The organism is Roseovarius sp. JB2-10 (assembly GCF_055693585.1).
In genome coordinates this window covers 251,834-270,685 of the sequence record NZ_CM146337.1, presented here as the reverse complement: position 1 = coordinate 270,685, position 18,852 = coordinate 251,834, and the positions used below count along the sequence as shown (strand labels likewise).

Annotated in this window: 20 protein-coding genes and 1 tRNA gene; 15 read left to right on the top strand and 6 right to left on the bottom strand. The window is 56.7% G+C overall.

The window, feature by feature from the left end:
- The first annotated feature begins 35 nt into the window (after nucleotides 1–35).
- The 3 genes from ACZ1HJ_RS01320 to ACZ1HJ_RS01310 all read left to right on the top strand — a co-directional run bounded on the left by ACZ1HJ_RS01320 (nucleotide 36) and on the right by ACZ1HJ_RS01310 (nucleotide 1,301).
- Entirely contained in the window at nucleotides 36–251 is a 216-nt protein-coding gene (locus tag ACZ1HJ_RS01320; RefSeq protein WP_472720570.1) for a putative signal transducing protein, read from the top strand.
- On the top strand, nucleotides 244–1,017 hold the full coding sequence (locus tag ACZ1HJ_RS01315; protein ID WP_472720569.1) for a tRNA1(Val) (adenine(37)-N6)-methyltransferase: 774 nt from the start codon (nucleotides 244–246) through the stop codon (nucleotides 1,015–1,017). Before ACZ1HJ_RS01320 ends, ACZ1HJ_RS01315 begins: the two co-directional genes overlap by 8 nt.
- Nucleotides 1,018–1,130: 113 nt before the next feature.
- Nucleotides 1,131–1,301 carry a YdcH family protein gene (locus tag ACZ1HJ_RS01310; protein WP_472720568.1) on the top strand — a complete coding sequence of 57 codons (171 nt, stop codon included), beginning with the start codon at nucleotides 1,131–1,133 and terminating at the stop codon, nucleotides 1,299–1,301.
- Between the two features lie 181 nt (nucleotides 1,302–1,482).
- Here ACZ1HJ_RS01310 and ACZ1HJ_RS01305 read toward each other — a convergent pair whose 3' ends face one another.
- The 5 genes from ACZ1HJ_RS01305 to ACZ1HJ_RS01285 all read right to left on the bottom strand — a co-directional run bounded on the left by ACZ1HJ_RS01305 (nucleotide 1,483) and on the right by ACZ1HJ_RS01285 (nucleotide 6,344).
- On the bottom strand, nucleotides 1,483–1,650 hold the full coding sequence (locus tag ACZ1HJ_RS01305) for a hypothetical protein (protein WP_472720567.1): 168 nt from the start codon (nucleotides 1,648–1,650) through the stop codon (nucleotides 1,483–1,485).
- Nucleotides 1,651–1,730: 80 nt separating this feature from the next.
- On the bottom strand, nucleotides 1,731–3,044 hold the full coding sequence (locus ACZ1HJ_RS01300) for a peroxidase family protein (RefSeq protein ID WP_472720566.1): 1,314 nt from the start codon (nucleotides 3,042–3,044) through the stop codon (nucleotides 1,731–1,733).
- Nucleotides 3,045–3,289: 245 nt separating this feature from the next.
- Nucleotides 3,290–4,012, bottom strand: coding sequence for an acetoacetyl-CoA reductase (gene phbB, locus ACZ1HJ_RS01295; protein ID WP_472720565.1), 723 nt, complete (start codon nucleotides 4,010–4,012; stop codon nucleotides 3,290–3,292).
- A gap of 186 nt (nucleotides 4,013–4,198) precedes the next feature.
- On the bottom strand, nucleotides 4,199–5,374 hold the full coding sequence (locus tag ACZ1HJ_RS01290) for an acetyl-CoA C-acetyltransferase (protein ID WP_472720564.1): 1,176 nt from the start codon (nucleotides 5,372–5,374) through the stop codon (nucleotides 4,199–4,201).
- A gap of 133 nt (nucleotides 5,375–5,507) precedes the next feature.
- Nucleotides 5,508–6,344: an EAL domain-containing protein gene (locus ACZ1HJ_RS01285; protein WP_472720563.1), complete on the bottom strand. Its 837-nt coding sequence runs from the start codon at nucleotides 6,342–6,344 to the stop codon at nucleotides 5,508–5,510.
- Between the two features lie 109 nt (nucleotides 6,345–6,453).
- Here ACZ1HJ_RS01285 and ACZ1HJ_RS01280 point away from each other — a divergent pair, with 109 nt between their 5' ends.
- Both ACZ1HJ_RS01280 and ACZ1HJ_RS01275 read left to right on the top strand, forming a co-directional pair.
- On the top strand, nucleotides 6,454–7,026 hold the full coding sequence (locus ACZ1HJ_RS01280; RefSeq protein WP_472720562.1) for a DNA-3-methyladenine glycosylase I: 573 nt from the start codon (nucleotides 6,454–6,456) through the stop codon (nucleotides 7,024–7,026).
- Between the two features lie 77 nt (nucleotides 7,027–7,103).
- Nucleotides 7,104–8,000, top strand: coding sequence for a DMT family transporter (locus ACZ1HJ_RS01275; protein ID WP_472720561.1), 897 nt, complete (start codon nucleotides 7,104–7,106; stop codon nucleotides 7,998–8,000).
- Here ACZ1HJ_RS01275 and ACZ1HJ_RS01270 read toward each other — a convergent pair.
- Entirely contained in the window at nucleotides 7,997–9,370 is a 1,374-nt protein-coding gene (locus ACZ1HJ_RS01270; RefSeq protein ID WP_472720560.1) for a DUF3179 domain-containing protein, read from the bottom strand. The genes ACZ1HJ_RS01275 and ACZ1HJ_RS01270 overlap by 4 nt on opposite strands.
- Nucleotides 9,371–9,600: 230 nt before the next feature.
- On the opposite strand from ACZ1HJ_RS01270, the gene ACZ1HJ_RS01265 reads away from it, so the two are divergent.
- The 10 genes from ACZ1HJ_RS01265 to ACZ1HJ_RS01220 all read left to right on the top strand — a co-directional run bounded on the left by ACZ1HJ_RS01265 (nucleotide 9,601) and on the right by ACZ1HJ_RS01220 (nucleotide 18,807).
- Complete coding sequence (locus tag ACZ1HJ_RS01265; protein ID WP_472720559.1) at nucleotides 9,601–10,665, top strand: flavin monoamine oxidase family protein; 1,065 nt, start codon at nucleotides 9,601–9,603, stop codon at nucleotides 10,663–10,665.
- A gap of 270 nt (nucleotides 10,666–10,935) precedes the next feature.
- Nucleotides 10,936–12,615: a 30S ribosomal protein S1 gene (gene rpsA, locus ACZ1HJ_RS01260; protein WP_472720558.1), complete on the top strand. Its 1,680-nt coding sequence runs from the start codon at nucleotides 10,936–10,938 to the stop codon at nucleotides 12,613–12,615.
- Between the two features lie 457 nt (nucleotides 12,616–13,072).
- Complete coding sequence (gene ihfB, locus ACZ1HJ_RS01255) at nucleotides 13,073–13,354, top strand: integration host factor subunit beta (RefSeq protein WP_085801620.1); 282 nt, start codon at nucleotides 13,073–13,075, stop codon at nucleotides 13,352–13,354.
- Nucleotides 13,355–13,358: 4 nt separating this feature from the next.
- On the top strand, nucleotides 13,359–13,709 hold the full coding sequence (locus tag ACZ1HJ_RS01250) for a LapA family protein (protein WP_472720557.1): 351 nt from the start codon (nucleotides 13,359–13,361) through the stop codon (nucleotides 13,707–13,709).
- 8 nt (nucleotides 13,710–13,717) lie between these two features.
- A complete protein-coding gene (locus ACZ1HJ_RS01245; protein WP_472720556.1) occupies nucleotides 13,718–14,362 on the top strand; it encodes a phosphoribosylanthranilate isomerase in 645 nt (214 codons plus the stop codon).
- Complete coding sequence (locus ACZ1HJ_RS01240) at nucleotides 14,359–14,808, top strand: GNAT family N-acetyltransferase (protein WP_472720555.1); 450 nt, start codon at nucleotides 14,359–14,361, stop codon at nucleotides 14,806–14,808. The genes ACZ1HJ_RS01245 and ACZ1HJ_RS01240 overlap by 4 nt, the downstream gene beginning before the upstream one ends.
- Before the next feature lie 55 nt (nucleotides 14,809–14,863).
- Complete coding sequence (locus tag ACZ1HJ_RS01235) at nucleotides 14,864–15,496, top strand: class I SAM-dependent DNA methyltransferase (RefSeq protein ID WP_472720554.1); 633 nt, start codon at nucleotides 14,864–14,866, stop codon at nucleotides 15,494–15,496.
- Between the two features lie 111 nt (nucleotides 15,497–15,607).
- Nucleotides 15,608–16,837, top strand: a complete 1,230-nt coding sequence (trpB, locus tag ACZ1HJ_RS01230; RefSeq protein ID WP_472720553.1) for a tryptophan synthase subunit beta — start codon at nucleotides 15,608–15,610, stop codon at nucleotides 16,835–16,837.
- A gap of 341 nt (nucleotides 16,838–17,178) precedes the next feature.
- Nucleotides 17,179–17,252 (top strand) — tRNA-Lys (locus tag ACZ1HJ_RS01225).
- A 412-nt stretch (nucleotides 17,253–17,664) separates the two neighbouring features.
- Complete coding sequence (locus ACZ1HJ_RS01220; RefSeq protein ID WP_472720552.1) at nucleotides 17,665–18,807, top strand: slipin family protein; 1,143 nt, start codon at nucleotides 17,665–17,667, stop codon at nucleotides 18,805–18,807.
- Nucleotides 18,808–18,852: the final 45 nt, after the last annotated feature.

Sequence of the window (18,852 nt, the reverse complement as noted above, 5' to 3'; positions counted from 1 at the left end):
CGACAAATAGGTCGCAGTGCTCTTATGTCGTCCCCATGAAACAGCTCATGCGTACCACTGACCCGACATCAATCGCTTTCGCTCAGGCCCTGCTTCAGGGCGAGGGTATAGACTGCTTTGAAATGGACGTAAATATGAGTGTTCTCGAAGGCTCAATTGGGATCTTTCCGCGTCGGTTGATGGTGCGCGTGGATGACTACGATCTTGCCGCAAGGGCGCTGCGTGACAACGGGATAACCGTGGATGAGTAAGGGCGGGTCCGAGGATCTGCTCACTGCCGATGATTTTCTTGGTGGGCAGGTTCGAATTCACCAACCTAAAAAGGGTTACCGCGCCGGTGTCGACCCGGTTTTGCTGGCCGCAAGCATTCCTGCAAAACCCGGTGATACCGTGTTGGAATTGGGGTGCGGCGTCGGGACGGCTTTGCTGTGCCTGGGACACAGGGTGCCTGGTCTGGCGCTTGCGGGTGTCGAGGTGCAGGAAAAATACGCCAAAATGGCTTTGGATAACGTTGCGGCAAACGGTCAGGAGGCTGAGATTTTCACAGCTGATTTGGCCCATCTGCCGGCGCCGCTTTTGCAAAGGCAATTCACCCATGTGTTTGCCAACCCCCCATATTTCGACCGTAGCGCTGGCACGGTGGCACCTCAGGCAGATCGGGAGCGTGCATTGGGAGAGGACGTGCCACTGGCAACCTGGGTCAGCGTGGCGGCCAAACGTACCGCGCCCAAGGGGACCGTGACCTTCATCCACCGTGCCGAACGGGTGCCGGAATTGTTAACAGCAGCGGGCCAGCATTTGGGCAGTCTGGAGCTGTTGCCCCTGATTCCCCGCGAGGGTCGATGCGCAAGGCTGGTATTGCTGCGCGGTCGCAAGGGCGGGCGGGCGGATTTTCGGCTTCATGACGGGTGGGTTTTGCACCAAGGAGACCGCCACCCCGGTGATAGGGAAAACTACACTGAAGCAACCACTTGTGTCCTGCGGGACGGTGCAGAACTGCCATTCAGCAGCGCATAAATTTCAACTTTAGGTAGAATTTTTTTGATTTATGCTGCGCTTGCAGCGTGACAGAGGGTGCAAAATATGCTCGACTGTCAACATCATGTTACACATCTGAGAGGAGACCGCCCATGAGCTTGAGTTCGCATGTTGAGGAACTGAAGAAGAAACACCTATCTCTCTCGAACCAAGTTGAAGAAGCGCAACGCGCGCCGGGCTCGAATGACCTGGAAATCGCAGAACTCAAAAAGCAGAAGCTGCGCCTGAAAGAAGAAATCACGCGACTGTCGGTCGAGGCGTAAGCCGCCAAGCACGACGCGCAGTTTTTCGCAAAAATGCGGGCTTTGCCTGCCGGAATATCTTTTTCAAAAATCGCCACGAATTGTGGTGCTCTGGGGCCGGGTTTCGGCCCCTTTTTATGTCTTCAGGGTATGTTTGGATTGGTGGTGTGATCTGTAGGGGTTGCCCAGGCCGGGCAGGCAACTAGACTCGGCGCAAGGGCACAACATTTCCCGAAATCAATCCAGAAATCTCTTCACCAATTTCCTCGCGACGTGGCGCGGATGCACTCAGATACTCTTCCGACAATTCCGCGATGCGGGCGGCAATTGGGTTTTGTGTCGTAAGGCGCTGTGATGTGTGGCCGTGCATGGGCCCTCTCTAAACGAAGAAAACAAGAGGGCCCAAGCGTAGCGCATTATCGGTTAATGCCAAGTAAGTCGGACAAACGGTCAGGTGTAGGTCAGAATATGGCCGACGCTGGAGAGTTCGACATCCGCATCATCTGACCGCACACCGGGACGCCAATTGCGATTGCTGCCCAGCCAGGACCGGCCGTCCAGTTCGATCAATCCAATGATCGTTTCCGCCACCATTGTTGCCCCAACCGGTCCCAGACCTTCGCCGGGAAGGCGTGTGCCATCCAGGTTTTCGCGCCCGATCAGCTCGGCTTCCTTGAGGATATAGAACCAGAGCGGCGTGCCGCCGTTCAGCTCAGACTCGGCCACGCGCGCGGCATCACTGACCTGTTCGATCTCGGCGTCGGGCCGCCCCAATTGGCGCGCAACGGACTCGCCAGACGGCAACAGGAAGCTCTGCCCGCGGATCATATTGCGCGTCGCCAATGAACGCCCTTCCGGATCAACGCGGGCGGGCAAGGCCAAAAGATCGCTGGCCATGCTGGCATCCATGCGACCGGCACGCTGTACAGTGCGCTCCTCGAACGTTTCAAAAAGCTCATGCATGTCGGCAATCGCACGGGCATCCGTGACCGGGCTAAAGCCCTTGCCAAGGACGCTGCCAAACAGCTCGAACGAAGCGCCCCCTTGCTGCGTTTGTATCCGCATGGGCACCATCGCGTGACCAAACCGATAGGCCGCGACCGAGAACTCAACCGGGATAAATGGCACATCGGATTTGTAGTGCTGACGCCCCTCCGACAGGATGCGGCTGACGACACCTTCGCCGCAAATATGCTTGAGAAAGTCATGCACAACGCACCATTGGTAGTGCCACATGGTGAGCCGCCGTGCTTCTTCGTAGAGTTCCTTGCCACCGTGGTCCGCGGACAGGACATCGCACATTTTGTTGTGGAACCGGATCATGGCCAATTGGATTTGGCTGACGATGCGGTTTTCATCGTTGCGGAAGTCTCCAATAAGGGCCACGTCGCCCACCCGGGCGAGATCATCCGCAGCAAATGGACCATCGCCGAAATCAGCCCCGGTGATCAGTTTGATCCCTTTGAACGAGCCCGCTGCGTGATAAAGATAGGGCTGCGCTTCCGGCCCCATCCCATAGATACAATCCAGATCCAGCGTGGGCGTACGCGCATTGCGCGTTTCGTGGGCGGAATTGACCGTGTCCAGACTGGTGGTCACGTCCAGCGTGATGTCATGATCGACGAACTGGCCAAAGAAGACAAAACCAACCGGCACGGTCTGTGAAATGCTGCCAGCCGCGCCACCATCCATTGGTCCTTCTGGTGCGCCCAGCCGATCCAGAACCCTTGGGTCTGTAAACAGGGGCGGGAGGTCCGCGAACATGCGTCCAAACCGGTCGCCGGTGTGGTGATGATGATTTCTATTGCAAAAGGCGTCTAGGCCGATGAATTCGCTTTGGCCATGTGGTGCAGGCATAATAAATTCCTTTTCTGGGTCAAATAATACCCGCGATAGTAGAATTCGGGGTCATCATTCGGCCAGTGGGGGAATCCTTACCAGCGGTGCACACGCCACAAACAAAAAAAGACCGCCCTCAAGGGCGGTCTTCAGAGTAGAATTTGGATGCGTTAGACGAAGAACTGTGCGCCGTTTGCCGAAATGGTCGAGCCATTCACAAAGCCAGCATCGTCTGATGCCAGGAAGGCAACGCAGCGTGCGATTTCTTCGGGTTCACCAAGACGACCGGCGGGGATTTGACCGATGATCGACTCGCGAACTTTCTCGGGCACAGCCATGACCATTTCCGTGGCGATGTAACCGGGGCACACGGCGTTGGCAGTGATACCAGCGCGCGCGCCTTCCTGGGCCAGGGATTTAACGATACCCAAATCACCGGCTTTGGTCGCGGCATAGTTCACTTGTGCAAACTGGCCTTTTTGACCGTTGATCGAGCTAATGACAATGATGCGGCCGAACTTGCGTTCCCGCATGCCGGGCCATACCGGATGGACCGTGTTGAAAACGCCGGTCAGGTTGGTGTCGATAACCTGGTGCCACTGCTCCGGGGTCATTTTGTGGAATGGGGCGTCGCGGGTGATACCTGCGTTGGCCACAACCACGTCGATGGGGCCCACTTCCGCTTCGACCTTGGCGATACCTGCCGCACTTTCGTCGTAGTCGGCAACATTCCATTTATATGTTTTGATACCGGTTTCGGACGTGAAGGCGGAAGCCGCCTCGTCATTGCCGGCATAGGTGGCCGCAACGTTGTAGCCCTCAGCCTTGAGAGCTTTGGAAATGGCCGCGCCGATGCCGCGCGATCCGCCGGTGACGAGTGCTGTTCGTGCCATGGTGTCCTCCAGTTTGGCAAAATGTGTTGGTAACTCTGTTACTCTTCAGGGAGTGAATGCGCAATATTATTGCGCGGATAAATTGCCGCAGTGCAGCTAAAAACGCGAAAAATTCGGCTATTTCGTCCAAAAACGAAATAGGGGCGCTGTTTCGACGCCCCCATCTCCAACCGATTCGTGACGGTATCAGGCCCGCTCAAGGCACATGGCTACACCCATGCCACCACCGATGCACAGCGTCGCCAGACCCTTTTTGGCGTCGCGACGTTTCATCTCGAAGAGCAACGTGTTCAGAACCCGGCAGCCGGACGCACCGATGGGGTGCCCAATCGCAATGGCGCCCCCATTGACGTTTACAATCGACGGATCCCAACCCATGTCTTTGTTCACCGCACAGGCCTGAGCCGCGAAGGCTTCGTTGGCTTCGACCAGATCAAGGTCACCTACGGACCAGCCGGCTTTATCCAAAGCTTTGCGGCTGGCGTAGATTGGACCAACACCCATGACCGATGGGTCGAGACCTGCCGTGGCATATGAGGCGATACGGGCCAAAGGTTCGATGCCGCGCTTTTCAGCCTCATCCGCGCTCATGAGCAAGGTCGCGGCGGCACCATCGTTCAGGCCACTGGCATTGGCGGCGGTCACGCTTCCGTCTTTGGTGAAGGCCGGGCGCATCTTTTGCATGGCTTCGATATTTGCCCCGTGACGAATGTATTCATCCGCATCTACAACGATGTCGCCTTTGCGGGTTTTGACGGTGAATGCAGCGATCTCATCTTGAAATTTTCCAGCCTTTTGAGCAGCTTCTGCTTTGTTTTGTGAGGCCACAGCGAATTCGTCCTGCGCTTCACGGCTGATCTGCCACTGCTCGGCAACGTTCTCGGCGGTCTGACCCATGTGGTAGCCGTTGAAAGCATCCCAAAGGCCATCGCGGATCATCGAGTCGATGTATTTGACATCGCCCATTTTGGTGCCCGCACGCAAATGCGCGACATGAGGGCTGAGTGTCATGTTTTCCTGTCCGCCTGCGGCAACAATGCTGGCGTCGCCCAGTTGAATATGTTGCGCACCAAGTGCAACAGCGCGCAGGCCTGAACCGCAGACCTGGTTGATGCCCCATGCGGCGCTTTCCGTCGGCAGTCCTGCGTTGATATGGGCCTGACGGGCAGGGTTCTGGCCTTGGCCTGCGCTCAACACCTGTCCGAGAATGGTTTCGGATATGTCTTCCTTGTTGACGCCCGCACGCTCGACAACAGCTTCGAGAACAGCGGCACCAAGATCATGTGCGGGTGTGTTGGCAAACGATCCACCAAAGGATCCCACAGCGGTCCGAGCCGCGGATGCAATTACTACGTTGGTCAATGATTTTCCTCCACCAGGCGGGTTTCAAGCTAAGCAAGGATATGCGCGCCGCATAATTGCGTTTCGCTCACTCTTGCAGATCTTGGGTGTCATACCGCAGGTGCAGCAAAGCAGCAACCACCGGAGCCGGTGATCAGGCTGAAGAACGCTCGATATTGGGGTCGCGCCATGGAGGATGCACAGTGGGCGCACCGAAATAATATCCCTGAAGACAATCAATGCCCATATTCGCCAGAAAATCCGCGTCATCGGGTTTTTCAACGCTTTCCGCGACGGTCATCATGTCAAATTGTTCTGCAACTGAAGCAAGCGCAGCCGTCAGAATTTGATTGTCGGCGTCGCGTGATATTCCGCGAATGAACTGCCCGTCTATTTTCAGAATGTCGAAGAAGAAATCCTTCAGGTACCGGAAGCTTGTGTATCCGGCGCCGAAATCATCCAATGCAAAGCTGATGCCCTTTTGCTGCAATTCATTCATGAAGCCGACAACCAGTTCTGGCACAAGCATGGCCGAACTTTCCGTGATTTCCAGGATCAGGCGCTCCGCGATCGTCGGGTTCTTGTCGAGGCCGCGTTTAAGGATGCGGGACCACCTGCTGTAGCCAATGGAGCGTGCCGACATGTTGATGGAAAGGCGCAGGTCGGGGTATTCGTTCAGCGTATTGATGCCCTTTTCCAGCGCCAGGCAATCAATGATCCGGCCCGTCTCTGTTGTTTCGATGGCGCCGATGAAATCCACAGCAGGAATAATCCGGCCGGTTTCATCTAGAACACGGATCAATCCCTCGTAAAATGCGGGTTGAGCCTGCCGTTTGGCGGGCACGACGGCTTGGTAGGCCAGCATCACTTGCTTGTGCTGTACGGCCTGATTGACCATCTCGACAATTGATTTGTCGCGAGCTGTGACAGCATATGACAGCGGATTGTCGTGTCCCGCTGGAATGTCAGCCCAAGTGGCGTTACGTACCATAGTCGTCTCCGGATTCGTTTGGGCCATAGATTGCGCCATTCCCGCTAAGGATGGGTTAAAACCGCGCTAAACCTGCTCTCTCGAATTCCCCTGATTTAGAGGAGAAATCATGACCGAAAGATGCGGCTGGGTAGGGCTCGAAGACATCTATATTGCGTATCACGACACGGAATGGGGCGTGCCGGAATATGATAGTCGCGCCCTGTGGGAAAAGCTCATTCTTGACGGGTTTCAGGCGGGCCTGAGCTGGATCACCATTCTCAAAAAGCGCGACAATTTCCGTGAGGCTTTTCAAGGGTTTGACCCTAATGTGATCGCGGAATGGGGTGAGGGTGACGTCCTCCGGTTGCTGCAGAATCCGGGTATCATACGGCACCGTGGCAAGATCGAAGCAACGATTGCAAATGCCCGAGTTTGGCAGGAGATCGAAGCGGAAATCGGTTTTGACAAATACCTCTGGGACTACGTGAATGGCGCGCCGTTGCAGAACAGTTTTGCCTCCCTCGACGACGTACCCGCGCAGACAGATTTATCGCAAGAAATTTCGAAGGATTTGAAGAAAAGAGGGTTCAAATTTTGCGGGCCCACGATTGTTTATGCCTTTATGCAGGCATGTGGATTGGTCAATGATCATCTGACCACATGCCCGTGCCGGAACAAGGTTGCTAGTCTGGCGCGCTGAGATCGCATTGCGTCTCTTTTGCTTGTCAGGGAACAACAAAACGCCTTTTGATCCAGACGATTGGAATGGGAACCTGAATGACGCGATCCGAAAACATGACCGGCGCGTGGCTGATGATGGCCTCCATGGCCGCCTTCACTCTAAACGACATGCTGATGAAAATGATGGCGGGGCAAATCCCGCTGTTTCAGTTGTTGTTTTTGCGGGGCATGCTGACATCCGTCGCCGTGGGTGCGATTGCATGGAAAATGGGCGCGTTGAGGCCGCATATTTCGATGCGGGATGCAAAGCTGCTGGCGTTACGCACTGTGGCTGAGATCGGTGGGGCGTATTTTCTGCTGACAGCGCTCTTCAACATGCCGCTTGCCAATATCACGGCAATTCTTCAGGCCTTGCCGCTCACAATTACGCTGATGGCGGCTGTCGTATTCAAGGAACGTATCGGGTGGCGCCGGATGTCGGCTATTCTGATTGGGTTTGTAGGCGTGTTGTTGATCGTCCGGCCAGGCGCGGACGGGTTCAATGTCTATTCTATCTACGGGTTGGCCGCAGTGTGTTTCGTCACGCTGCGTGATTTGACGACGCGCAAATTGTCTCGCGAAACGCCCTCGATGTTCGTCACATTCTTAACGGCAGTCGCGATCATGGTGTTTTTCGGACTGGCCAGCCTGAACCGAGACTGGGTGCCCATGGACATGCGTGCCAGCGGATTGATCCTGGGTGCCTCCGTCATGATTATCGGCGGCTATCTATTTTCCGTAATGGTCATGCGCGTGGGCGAGATCAGCTTTGTCGCTCCGTTCCGGTATACGGGGTTGCTCTGGGCGCTTGTGTTGGGGTGGCTGGCCTTCGGCGAATGGCCCGACCTGATTACCCTGATCGGCGCCGCCATTGTTGTGGCCAGCGGTCTCTTCACGCTCTACCGAGAAGCCCAGATTGAGACTTCGGACCGTAGTTCAGAACCGTCGTCTTAACCTTTGTAAATCTCACTCTGCGCCCCCAGATACCCGTTCCAGGCAAACCAATAGGCAATATGCCCCGCAACGCGCGGCATGGTCCGGCCGTCTTTGGTAACAAGGGCATCTTCGGTGATCTGCCACTGCGCCCCATCAGACGATTGCAGGCCTTCCTTTGTTCGCTTGAAGGTCAGGCCACCGCGTTCATAGGCGCGCACCGTGCGGGATTTGTCATCGCCGACCAGAACGAGGGGCTTGCCCAGCATCGCATCATTGATGACCTTGCGTTTCCGGAAGGCTTTGAGCGGCCAGGCCTTGGCACCGCCAAAGTCGCGAATGCCAAAAACGTAGTCCTTTTGCCGATGTTGCCGTTGATCCACATTGGTGGGAAACATCAGATCGTTCGAGGCGAAATATTCCTGATATACAACGCCTGAACCGTAGTTGCGCCGATGTCCGGTTTTCACCGAGAGGATTTGAGTGCCCGGATTTTCGCGCCGCCACTTGTCCCATGTGGTGATGACGACGGGACGTTGTTTGAGCTCAATGCCGCTGTTGACGAGTTTGCCGGAAACGGGTTTGCCGGTGAACTGGTTCCAAAGCGAATGCGTGGCGCGGTCAAACATCAGTTTATTGGATCGGTAAAGGAAACCCGAAGAGCCGAAGATCAAGGGTTTGGAACGTCCCCGGACCTTGGTTTCAAACAGAATGCCCGAACCGCACAGCGTGCAATAGGCCAAGGCCACGGGGACGCCGCCGATTACCTCGTTGAACATCTCATGCCAGCCCATGATGCGCAGGGGATAGGCCCGGGTGTCGCCGTTGATCGAGACGCCGAACACCAGGTCGTCGCCCCGCATGTAACTGGCCTCTGCGGCCTTGATCAGAGTTGGATTGTCCAATGACGGAATGCCATCCTTGCGCACACCGCCCCAGGTGATTTCTTCGAGGCGGATTTTCATCTTGTCCCGGCGCAGATGGCGCTGTTTGAGGAAGATGTCGAAATTCGGATCTATCTGCAGATACATCTCGCGCTTCAGTGCAATGAGTGAGGCCTGATGTGGTACAACCTGTGGATTGGCTTCTTGCCAAAGCATCCAGTCGAACCACGAATCTCCCGCGTCCTTTCCGGTGATGGCTGTCAGCGTTTCAGCAAAATAGGTCGCCGGCAGGCGCGAAAACCGCATGGCCATGATCAGGCCGGCCGCCAGATCGGGTTGTCCGCGTTCCCGGATAGAAGTCAGCGCCGCAATCGCATCATCGGTCGGGCCATTGATGGTTGCGCGGAGCAGATCGATTTCCGATTTGCCCTGTTGTGCCAGCAAGGGCGCGCTTGTTGCCCCAAGGGCAGCTGTGCTTGCAATAAAGTGACGTCGGGTCAGCGACATGTGGTCCTCTCAGCTTGGTGTTTGGGAAAATATGCGTCGTTTGGTGATCACATGCACTAAACGGTTTGGTGACCTCGCGGTTTTTCATTTTGCCTGGTGAGTGAGACTTGCAAATTCGTCTACCGAGCCGTAGGCAAAATTGCGTTGCTTGGCATCAAGGGAAGTACTCCGCCGCCTTCTCGCGTCGTACTTTTCCTCGCGGCAAAAACACCGAATATGGGCTTTTCGTTTTGACACAGACCTCCCGCTTTCAGACCCTGATCATCGGCGGCGGCCTGTCCGGCCTGGCGCTTGCAGATATTCTGCACGAACGAGGCCAAGATTTCTTTCTGGTCGAAGCCCGTGGGCGATGTGGCGGGCGCATCAAGTCAGAAACCGAGGGGGGTGCTGTTTTTGACGTGGGTCCCACTTGGTTCTGGCCCGGCCAACTGCGCATGAGCCTGATCGTAGAGCGCCTTGGCCTGCAGAAGTTTGACCAGTTCGCATTGGGAGAACAGTGTTTTGAAAACGAACATGGCCATGTCCAGAAAAGCCGTGGATTTGCGTCGATGGAAGGGTCGTGGCGCGTGCAGGGCGGGATGACATCCTTGGTGGATGCACTGGTGGCAAGGCTGCCCGAAACGCGTGTCCGTCTGAACGCGCCGGTGACGGCATTACATAAAACTGAGCAGGGTATTTCCGCCGTCATTGCAGGGCAAGAAACCGTGCACGCAGATCGGGTCGTTTTGGCGTTACCGCCCCGGATTGCCTGCACGATTGCCACGTCACCTGCGTTGCCCGCACCAGCCCTCGACGCCATGCGCAGCATTCCAACTTGGATGGCGGCACAGGCCAAGGCCGTTGCGATTTATGACCGACCTTTTTGGCGCGATGCGGGATTGTCTGGTGACGCCATGAGTCGCTTTGGGCCTTTGGTCGAAATTCACGATGCGTCTCCCGGAAACGGCGGGCCATATGCGTTGTTCGGGTTTATTGGTGTGCCGCCGGAGCCGCGTAAAAACACGGCCGTGTTGCAGCAACAAATCCGCAGCCAGCTGACAAGGATTTTCGGCGCAGACGCTGCGATGCCGCGCAACATTGTCATCACAGACTGGGCACGTGAGCCCTTCACCACAACAGAGGCTGATTTCGCGCTGCTATATGCGCATCCGACTTATTCATTACCGCCGGAAATGACGGGTCTTTGGGACGGCCGGTTGATCTTTGCCGGTTCCGAGGTGGCCCCGCAGTTTGGCGGGTATCTGGAAGGTGCCTTGGAAGCTGCCGAAACGGCGGCGGCCGTTTTGACCGCGTAAGACCATCGCTGACAGGGGTCTCTATCCTCACGTGATCGGTGTTTTCTTTGGGCGGTATGGGCTTGATCCCACCTGAAAACCGGCTTATACGCGCGCCTGTCGATAAGGCGGAAACCGCCGCAGAGCATTGAGTGAGCAGGGTCGGGCACAAACCGGCCCTCTTTGTTTTGCGGAAAGATAGGCGGAATGCGTCTGACCAATGAAACCCTTCAAGACCGGCGGAGACAACCGCGCGGCCCGAAACACGAAACGTTAGGATTGAAACGCCACATGGCTCAAAACACATCGATGGAGGAATTCGAAGCCCTCCTGAACGAAAGCTTCGAAATGGACACGCCCGAAGAGGGGTCAGTTGTCAAAGGCAAGGTCATCGCAATTGAAGCGGGACAGGCCATCATCGACGTCGGCTACAAAATGGAAGGCCGCGTTGAACTAAAAGAATTCGCAAATCCCGGTGAAGCCCCTGAAATCGCTGTTGGCGATGAGGTTGAGGTCTTCCTGCGCTCGGCTGAAAACGCCCGTGGCGAAGCGGTCATCTCACGCGAGATGGCGCGCCGCGAAGAAGCCTGGGATCGTCTGGAAAAAGCATACGCTGACGATGAGCGCGTTGAAGGCGCGATCTTTGGCCGTGTCAAAGGTGGCTTCACTGTTGATCTGGGTGGCGCGGTTGCGTTCTTGCCCGGCTCACAAGTTGACGTGCGCCCTGTACGTGACGCGGGCCCATTGATGGGTCTGAAGCAGCCATTCCAGGTACTGAAAATGGACCGTCGTCGTGGCAACATCGTTGTCTCGCGTCGCGCGATCCTTGAAGAAAGCCGTGCCGAACAGCGTGCCGAAGTGATTGGCAACCTGACCGAGGGTCAGAACGTTGAAGGCGTGGTCAAGAACATCACCGAATACGGTGCGTTCGTGGATCTGGGCGGTGTTGACGGGCTGTTGCACGTCACTGACATGGCATGGCGCCGGGTAAACCACCCCTCTGAGATCCTGACAATTGGCGAGACCGTCAATGTTCAAGTCATCAAGATCAACAAGGAAACCCACCGCATTTCGCTGGGCATGAAACAGCTGCAGGACGATCCGTGGGATCTGGTTGCCGCCAAGTACCCACTGGAATCAACTCACACGGGCCGCGTGACCAACATCACCGACTACGGTGCCTTTGTTGAACTGGAGCCAGGTGTTGAAGGTCTGGTGCACGTCTCTGAAATGTCGTGGACCAAGAAAAACGTCCATCCCGGCAAGATCGTTTCGACCAGCCAAGAAGTCGAAGTCATGGTTCTGGAAATCGACGGCACCAAGCGTCGCGTTTCCCTGGGCCTCAAGCAGACCATGCGGAACCCATGGGAAGTCTTCGCGGAGCAATTCCCTGAGGGCACCGAAGTGGAAGGTGAAGTTAAGAACATCACCGAGTTTGGTCTCTTCATTGGTCTGGAAGGTGAAATCGACGGCATGGTTCACCTCAGCGACATCAGCTGGGATGAGCGTGGCGAAGATGCGATCCAGAACTTCCGCAAGGGTGACATGGTTCAGGCCGTGGTCTCTGAGGTCGATACCGACAAAGAGCGCATTTCACTGTCGATCAAAGCGCTTGGCGGCGACAAGTTTGCCGAAGCTGTCGGCGGCGTGAAGCGTGGCTCGATCATCACTGTTGAGGTCACCTCAATCGAAGATGGCGGCGTAGAGGTCGAATATGAAGGCATGAAGAGCTTCATCCGGCGCTCAGATCTGTCGCGTGATCGTGCCGAACAGCGCCCGGACCGGTTTAGTGTTGGCGACAAGGTCGACGTCCGCGTCACCAATGTCGACAGCAAGACCCGTCGTCTGGGTCTGTCCATCAAGGCACGCGAGATCGCGGAAGAAAAAGAAGCTGTCGAACAATATGGCAGCTCGGATTCAGGGGCATCGCTCGGCGATATCCTGGGTGCCGCACTCAAGGGCGACGAATAAGTCTTCTCGAGTTTTGCGCCAATCAGATCAGGCCCCGCCATTTGGTGGGGCCTTTTTCTGTCAGGGGGTGCAACCAGAATGAGTGCGCCTGCGCGCACACCGGATGTCTCGGGTCAGACCAGGGCCCGCCCCTCGGTGCAGGCCATCCATGTGACACGCCTTTTCAGAGCGGGATTGTGGGACAAAAGGTCTCAAAGATTTTGGATTTGAGCGGCTGAAAACGGCAAATTACGCTTTGCGAATCAATGGCTGTGCCGCAGTGCAGAATTTTCGGAATGCGCGTGGACGCCGGTTGTTTGCCCGGCTCGAGACAGTTTTTTTTCGCGTATGTGGCGGATTTATGGGCAAAATCACGCTCTTGGGGTCGCGCTTTGTGTTTCTGTTTTTCAAGATGTTATCTATAGTTGAGCCGTTGCCAAACGATCAAAACAAAAAAATTACTCGGGGGAGGGTGCCGATGATCCGATCGGAATTGATTCAGAAAATTGCCGATGAAAATCCGCATCTATATCAGAGAGATGTCGAACGGATCGTCAACACGATCTTCAATGAAATCACCGATGCCATGGCGAAGGGAAACCGGGTTGAGCTACGCGGTTTCGGCGCGTTTTCCGTCAAGAAGCGCGATGCCCGCACAGGGCGCAATCCTCGCACCGGTGAATCGGTCCAGGTTGAAGAAAAGCATGTTCCCTTCTTCAAGACGGGAAAGCTGCTTCGGGACCGTTTGAACGGGAAGTAAACTGATGCGCTACATTCGCTATGCTTCGATTGCCATTTTCGGAGTGGCCCTGGTTCTGATCGCTCTTGCCAATCGAGGCATGGTGACGGTCAAGATTTTGCCAGAAGAGGTTGCCGGGTTTTCGGCACTCAATCCCAGCTATGAAGTACCTCTGTTTATCGTCATCTTTGGCGGTATCGTTGCAGGGCTGATCATCGGGTTTGTCTGGGAGTGGATCCGTGAAGCGAAGGAACGCATGGTCGCCACGCGCCAGGCGCATGAGCTTCAACAAATGCGCGCAGAAGTTCGTCGCCTGAAGGGCGAAAAACACCAAGGAAAAGACGAAGTGCTGGCTCTTTTGGAAGAGGCCAGCTGAGGCGCATCATGCCACAGGATATTCGGGTCAAGATTTGCGGGCTGACACGGCCTGCAGATGTCACAGATGCAGTGTCGGCTGGTGCCGCCTATCTGGGGTTCAATTTCTTTCCCAAATCACCCCGGTATCTGGATATTCCGGATGCCGCGTCACTGGCCGTGACTGTGCCGGAAGGTGTGGCCAAGGTGGCGCTGGTGGTCGATGCGGATGACGACATGATGGACGCCCTGGTTGGCGCCGTTCCCATTGATATCTTGCAACTTCATGGCAGCGAAGCGCCCGAACGGGTACTTGCGGTCAAAGCACGCTATGGCTTGCCAGTGATGAAAGTGGTGGGGCTTTCAACCAAAGACGACTTGCCGCAATTGGATGCCCATGGGCGTGTTGCGGATCAGCTATTGGTGGATACCAAACCGCCGCCCAATGCGGATCGACCTGGCGGCAACGCGATGGCGTTCGATTGGAGCCTGATTACAGGCCGTCGGTGGGACAAACCGTGGATGTTGGCCGGCGGCCTGACAGCGGCGAATGTGGCAGAGGCAATTGCCAAAACAGGCGCACGGCAGGTCGATGTTGCCTCGGGGGTGGAAAGTGCCCCGGGGATCAAGGATGCCAAGATGGTTGCAGATTTCATCGCAGCGGCGCAGCGATGATCCGGTTTCGTCCGGCAACACGCCGGGATGTGCCAGCGGTCATCGCGCTTTTGGCCGACGACGTCCTCGGACAATCGCGCGAAGACGGTGACATCGCGCCCTATCTGGCCGCGTTTGACCAGATGCAGACCGAAAATGGTAACACACTGATCGTTGGCGAAGACGACGAGGGCACCGTTCAAGCCACCTATCAACTGACATTTATCACAGGCCTTTCGTTGCGCGCGGCGCGACGGGCGCAGATCGAGAGCGTGCGCGTGGCCAGTGCCCTGCGCGGGCAGGGGATTGGTGAGGCGATGTTTATGGACGCCAAACAACGCGCCAAGGCGGCGGGGTGTACCCTCATCCAACTGACGATGAATGCAAGCCGGACAGACACGCATCGGTTCTATGAACGCTTTGGCTTCGTGGCCAGCCACACCGGCTTTAAGTTGCCGCTGGATTAGTTGACAGGCATGACGCGTCTGTCGATGCTGTTGCGCAGGATCTGGGGGGAGATAGATGGCCGCACATACCGACGATCTTGAAGACGTCTACGGCGCAAAATCGCCCGAGGAATCGCGTGCGATCTACAACAAATGGGCCAGCAGTTATGATGCAGACAACCTGACACGCGGGTTTCGCTTGCCGTCACTTGGTGCGGGGTTGCTGGCGCAGCATCTTGGCCCAAAAGACGCAGCCTTACTGGATGCGTGTTGCGGCACCGGTCTGGTGGGTGAGATGCTGTCGCTCATGGGGTATTCGGACCTGACGGGATGTGACCTTTCTCCGGATATGCTGGCGGCCGCGCGGGAAACGGGCGCATACACCTCTTTTGTCGAAGCGGATATGGGCCAGCCGTTGCCGTTTGGTGCCAATCACTTCGCGGGATTTGTGTGTGTTGGCGCGTTCGGGCCGGGACATGCGCCGCCTGTCAGTCTCGAACATCTCGTTGAGGTCACAAAACCCGGTGGGATCGGCGTGTTCAACCTGATCGAGGCCAGTTTTCAGGAACAGGGTTTTCCGGACGTCATGGACCGGCTCACCGCGACTGAAAAATGGCGCATCTTGCATGTCACACCGCCTTTCCTGCCGTTTTTGCTGGCGGAGCCGGACCTTTGGTCGCGGGCGTATGTGGTGCAGATCGCCGAATGATGCCCGGCAAGGCTCGGAATCAGCTTTGACGCCGCCTTTTCGCTGGAAAATCCCACCAACGCACCATATTCACGGGGGAACGACTGCCATGCCATCCGAAAGGCGCATCCGATGAACGATTTATTCAACAGCTTCATGACCGGCCCTGATGAAAAAGGGCGTTTTGGCGATTTTGGCGGGCGGTTTGTGTCAGAAACACTGATGCCGCTGATCCTCGAACTTGAGGCGCAATATGAGAACGCCAAGACGGATGAAAGCTTCTGGGCGGAGATGCATGATCTGTGGACGCATTATGTGGGCCGCCCGTCACCGCTTTATTATGCGGACCGCCTGACCAGCCATCTGGGTGGGGCCAAGATCTACCTCAAGCGGGACGAGCTGAACCACACCGGTGCGCATAAGATCAATAACGTGCTAGGCCAGATCATTCTGGCGCGACGCATGGGCAAGACCCGGATCATTGCCGAAACCGGCGCTGGTCAGCACGGTGTGGCCACGGCCACCGTTTGCGCCAAGTTCGGCCTGAATTGCGTGGTCTATATGGGCGCGCATGATGTGGAGCGGCAGAAACCAAACGTGTTCCGCATGCGCCTTTTGGGGGCCGAGGTCGTGCCGGTTACGTCTGGACGCGGCACGCTCAAGGATGCCATGAATGATGCGCTGCGCGATTGGGTCACCAATGTGCGCGATACGTTTTACTGCATCGGCACGGTGGCCGGTCCGCACCCGTATCCGGCGATGGTTCGTGATTTTCAGGCCATTATCGGCAAGGAAGCCAAAGAACAGATGATGGCGGCAGAAGGCCGGTTGCCGGACACGATTATCGCTGCAATTGGTGGCGGGTCGAACGCAATGGGCCTATTTTTCCCGTTTCTGGATGACAAAGAGGTCAACATCATCGGCGTTGAGGCAGGGGGTAAGGGTGTGAACCAGAAGATGGAACACTGTGCCTCGCTGACCGGTGGACGTCCGGGTGTGTTGCACGGCAATCGGACATATCTTCTGCAAGACGATGATGGGCAAATTCTGGAAGGCTATTCGATTTCAGCCGGTCTGGATTACCCCGGTATCGGGCCGGAACATTCGTGGCTGCACGAAATCGGCCGTGCGAAATACGTATCGATCACCGACAAAGAGGCGCTGGAAGCCTTCCAGCTGTGTTGTTTGCAGGAAGGTATCATTCCGGCGCTTGAGCCGAGCCATGCACTGGCGCATGTGATGAAGATCGCGCCGGAGCTGCCGAGCGATCATCTGATCTGCATGAACATGTGCGGGCGCGGTGACAAGGATATTTTCACCGTCGCCAAGCATTTGGGCTTTGGCATGGAAGAAGCGGACTGATTTTTCGGGGCGGTGAATGCCGCCCCGCTGCCAGCCCAATTTACCTCCCGAAGATTGTTTCGGTTTGGGCTGGCTTTGCGCTGCTCCCGGGGCATTAGGCTCCAGACATCTTTTCATTTGTTGCGCGAACAGGTAATTTTGTTGCGCATTTATCACGAGCGTTTTGCGCGGGTATTGGCCATGTTGAGCGACTCGTTTCGTTACCGCTATCACTGCCCTCCCGACCAGATGGATCGGACCCTAGCGGGCAGAGGTGATCTCTCTCCCGGTGCGGGCGGCACTGCCGATACCGTATGCCAGGGCCGCGCCAAGACGGACAGGGCTTGGCCTTTCACGCCAATGCAAATGTAGCTCATTTGGTAGAGCAATCGACGCTTAATCGATGTGTAGCGGGTTCAATTCCCGTCATTTGACACAAGGTAAAGACGCGAGAGTGTCTGGGGTTCGACTCCCCTCCTTGCCGTAGAAAAACGGCTCAAAATTGGGTTCCGGGGTTGCCTCAGCAGGGGTGGCCCGGCGTCTTTTTCTCTCTTGGGGGAACGGGACAAAAGCCCGCCGTTGCTCTGGTTAAGCGCCGGAGCGGGGATGACGGTTGTGCCGTAGCGCCACCCGCGATGCCGGATTTCGATTCTGCAAAGCGCGTCGTACTACCGTGCGCCCTCTCTCTCCAATCCCGTGCTTCACCATGGCGCGGGGCGGCCCCGGCGCCTTTCACTGCCCGCATCTTGTGGGCTCAACACCTGCGGCCATTCCGGTCCAACCCATTGAAAAACCTCAAGGAGATCGCTTTGCGACGACGATAGGAAAAGACGAAAAGGAGACGAGATATGATATTGATGACATTGATCGACCGGCTGATGGGCTATGAGCGGATCACCGTTACAGAACGCGAACGTGTTCTGGTGCTTCGCAATGGCCGGATCGACAACATCCTGCGCGCGGGGGAGCATCGGCTCAAGAGCCGGAACCTTCTGCGCGAGACCCATGATCTGGGAAGTCTCCGTTTCACCTCGCCCTACGAGCGGGCGCTGTTCCGCGAACGGCCCTATCTGGCCGAGGCGCATCTGACCGAAATACGGGCGGGCACGGATGAGGTGCTGATCGTATTGCGTGACGGTGTTCCTGCAGATGTCGTTCTTCCCGACACGCATCTTGTCCTGTGGACGGATGCAGGCCCTTGGGACGTTGAAACCCACGCGGTTGGTGACACGTTGCGTGTTGCGCCCGATCTGGCCAACCGGTTGGTTCGGGTGGGACTGACCACCGCGTTTTCGACCACGGAAGTGGCCGAAGGGCATGTGGGGTTGCTCAGCATCGATGGCGTTCTGCGCGAAACGCTTGCGCCTGGAACCCACGGGTTCTGGAAACTGGGGCGGCACGTTTCGGTCAAGCATGTTGATCTGCGGTTGCGGACACATGAGGTTACTGGGCAGGAAATCCTGACCAAAGACCGTGTCACAATTCGGGTCAACCTGACTGCGGGGTACCGCGTGACTGACCCTGTCAAAGCTGTCACTACGGTGCGCGATTTTGACGAGGCGTTGCACCGGGCGCTGCAGTTGGCGTTCCGGAAAACCTTGGGCGCGCTGACGTTGGACCGGCTGTTGGCGGAGAAAACCTCCGTTGACGCCGAGGCGGCAGCGAGCGTGCGGTCGGAAATGGCCGGGATCGGTATCGAAGTGGGTGAAATCGCGTTGAAAGACGTGATCCTGCCCGGTGAGATGCGTGAGATCCTGACCTCGGTGGTTGCGGCCGAAAAAGAGGCCGAGGCCAACGTCATCCGTCGGCGGGAAGAAACGAACGCAACCCGTTCGCTTCTGAACACGGCCAAAGTCATGGCTGAGAACCCGGTCATGCTGCGGCTGAAAGAGCTGGAGGCGCTGGAAAGCATCGCTGGCAAAGTCGAACGGCTGACTGTCCACAACGGGACAGAAGGTCTGATGACCGATATCGTACGACTGCGCGATTGAGGGCAGGGCGGGAAGATCACAACGGTCTTCCCGCCAGACCCCTCA

What these genes read in the sequence shown, in the direction of transcription:
- ACZ1HJ_RS01320 (WP_472720570.1), top strand. Translation starts at nt 36, where the DNA reads ATGAAACAGCTCATGCGTACCACTGACCCGACATCAATCGCTTTCGCT.
- ACZ1HJ_RS01315 (WP_472720569.1), top strand. Translation starts at nt 244, where the DNA reads ATGAGTAAGGGCGGGTCCGAGGATCTGCTCACTGCCGATGATTTTCTT.
- ACZ1HJ_RS01310 (WP_472720568.1), top strand. Translation starts at nt 1,131, where the DNA reads ATGAGCTTGAGTTCGCATGTTGAGGAACTGAAGAAGAAACACCTATCT.
- ACZ1HJ_RS01305 (WP_472720567.1), bottom strand. Translation starts at nt 1,650, where the DNA reads ATGCACGGCCACACATCACAGCGCCTTACGACACAAAACCCAATTGCC.
- ACZ1HJ_RS01300 (WP_472720566.1), bottom strand. Translation starts at nt 3,044, where the DNA reads ATGTTCGCGGACCTCCCGCCCCTGTTTACAGACCCAAGGGTTCTGGAT.
- phbB (WP_472720565.1), bottom strand. Translation starts at nt 4,012, where the DNA reads ATGGCACGAACAGCACTCGTCACCGGCGGATCGCGCGGCATCGGCGCG.
- ACZ1HJ_RS01285 (WP_472720563.1), bottom strand. Translation starts at nt 6,344, where the DNA reads ATGGTACGTAACGCCACTTGGGCTGACATTCCAGCGGGACACGACAAT.
- ACZ1HJ_RS01280 (WP_472720562.1), top strand. Translation starts at nt 6,454, where the DNA reads ATGACCGAAAGATGCGGCTGGGTAGGGCTCGAAGACATCTATATTGCG.
- ACZ1HJ_RS01275 (WP_472720561.1), top strand. Translation starts at nt 7,104, where the DNA reads ATGACGCGATCCGAAAACATGACCGGCGCGTGGCTGATGATGGCCTCC.
- ACZ1HJ_RS01270 (WP_472720560.1), bottom strand. Translation starts at nt 9,370, where the DNA reads ATGTCGCTGACCCGACGTCACTTTATTGCAAGCACAGCTGCCCTTGGG.
- rpsA (WP_472720558.1), top strand. Translation starts at nt 10,936, where the DNA reads ATGGCTCAAAACACATCGATGGAGGAATTCGAAGCCCTCCTGAACGAA.
- ihfB (WP_085801620.1), top strand. Translation starts at nt 13,073, where the DNA reads ATGATCCGATCGGAATTGATTCAGAAAATTGCCGATGAAAATCCGCAT.
- ACZ1HJ_RS01250 (WP_472720557.1), top strand. Translation starts at nt 13,359, where the DNA reads ATGCGCTACATTCGCTATGCTTCGATTGCCATTTTCGGAGTGGCCCTG.
- ACZ1HJ_RS01245 (WP_472720556.1), top strand. Translation starts at nt 13,718, where the DNA reads ATGCCACAGGATATTCGGGTCAAGATTTGCGGGCTGACACGGCCTGCA.
- ACZ1HJ_RS01240 (WP_472720555.1), top strand. Translation starts at nt 14,359, where the DNA reads ATGATCCGGTTTCGTCCGGCAACACGCCGGGATGTGCCAGCGGTCATC.
- ACZ1HJ_RS01235 (WP_472720554.1), top strand. Translation starts at nt 14,864, where the DNA reads ATGGCCGCACATACCGACGATCTTGAAGACGTCTACGGCGCAAAATCG.
- trpB (WP_472720553.1), top strand. Translation starts at nt 15,608, where the DNA reads ATGAACGATTTATTCAACAGCTTCATGACCGGCCCTGATGAAAAAGGG.
- ACZ1HJ_RS01220 (WP_472720552.1), top strand. Translation starts at nt 17,665, where the DNA reads ATGATATTGATGACATTGATCGACCGGCTGATGGGCTATGAGCGGATC.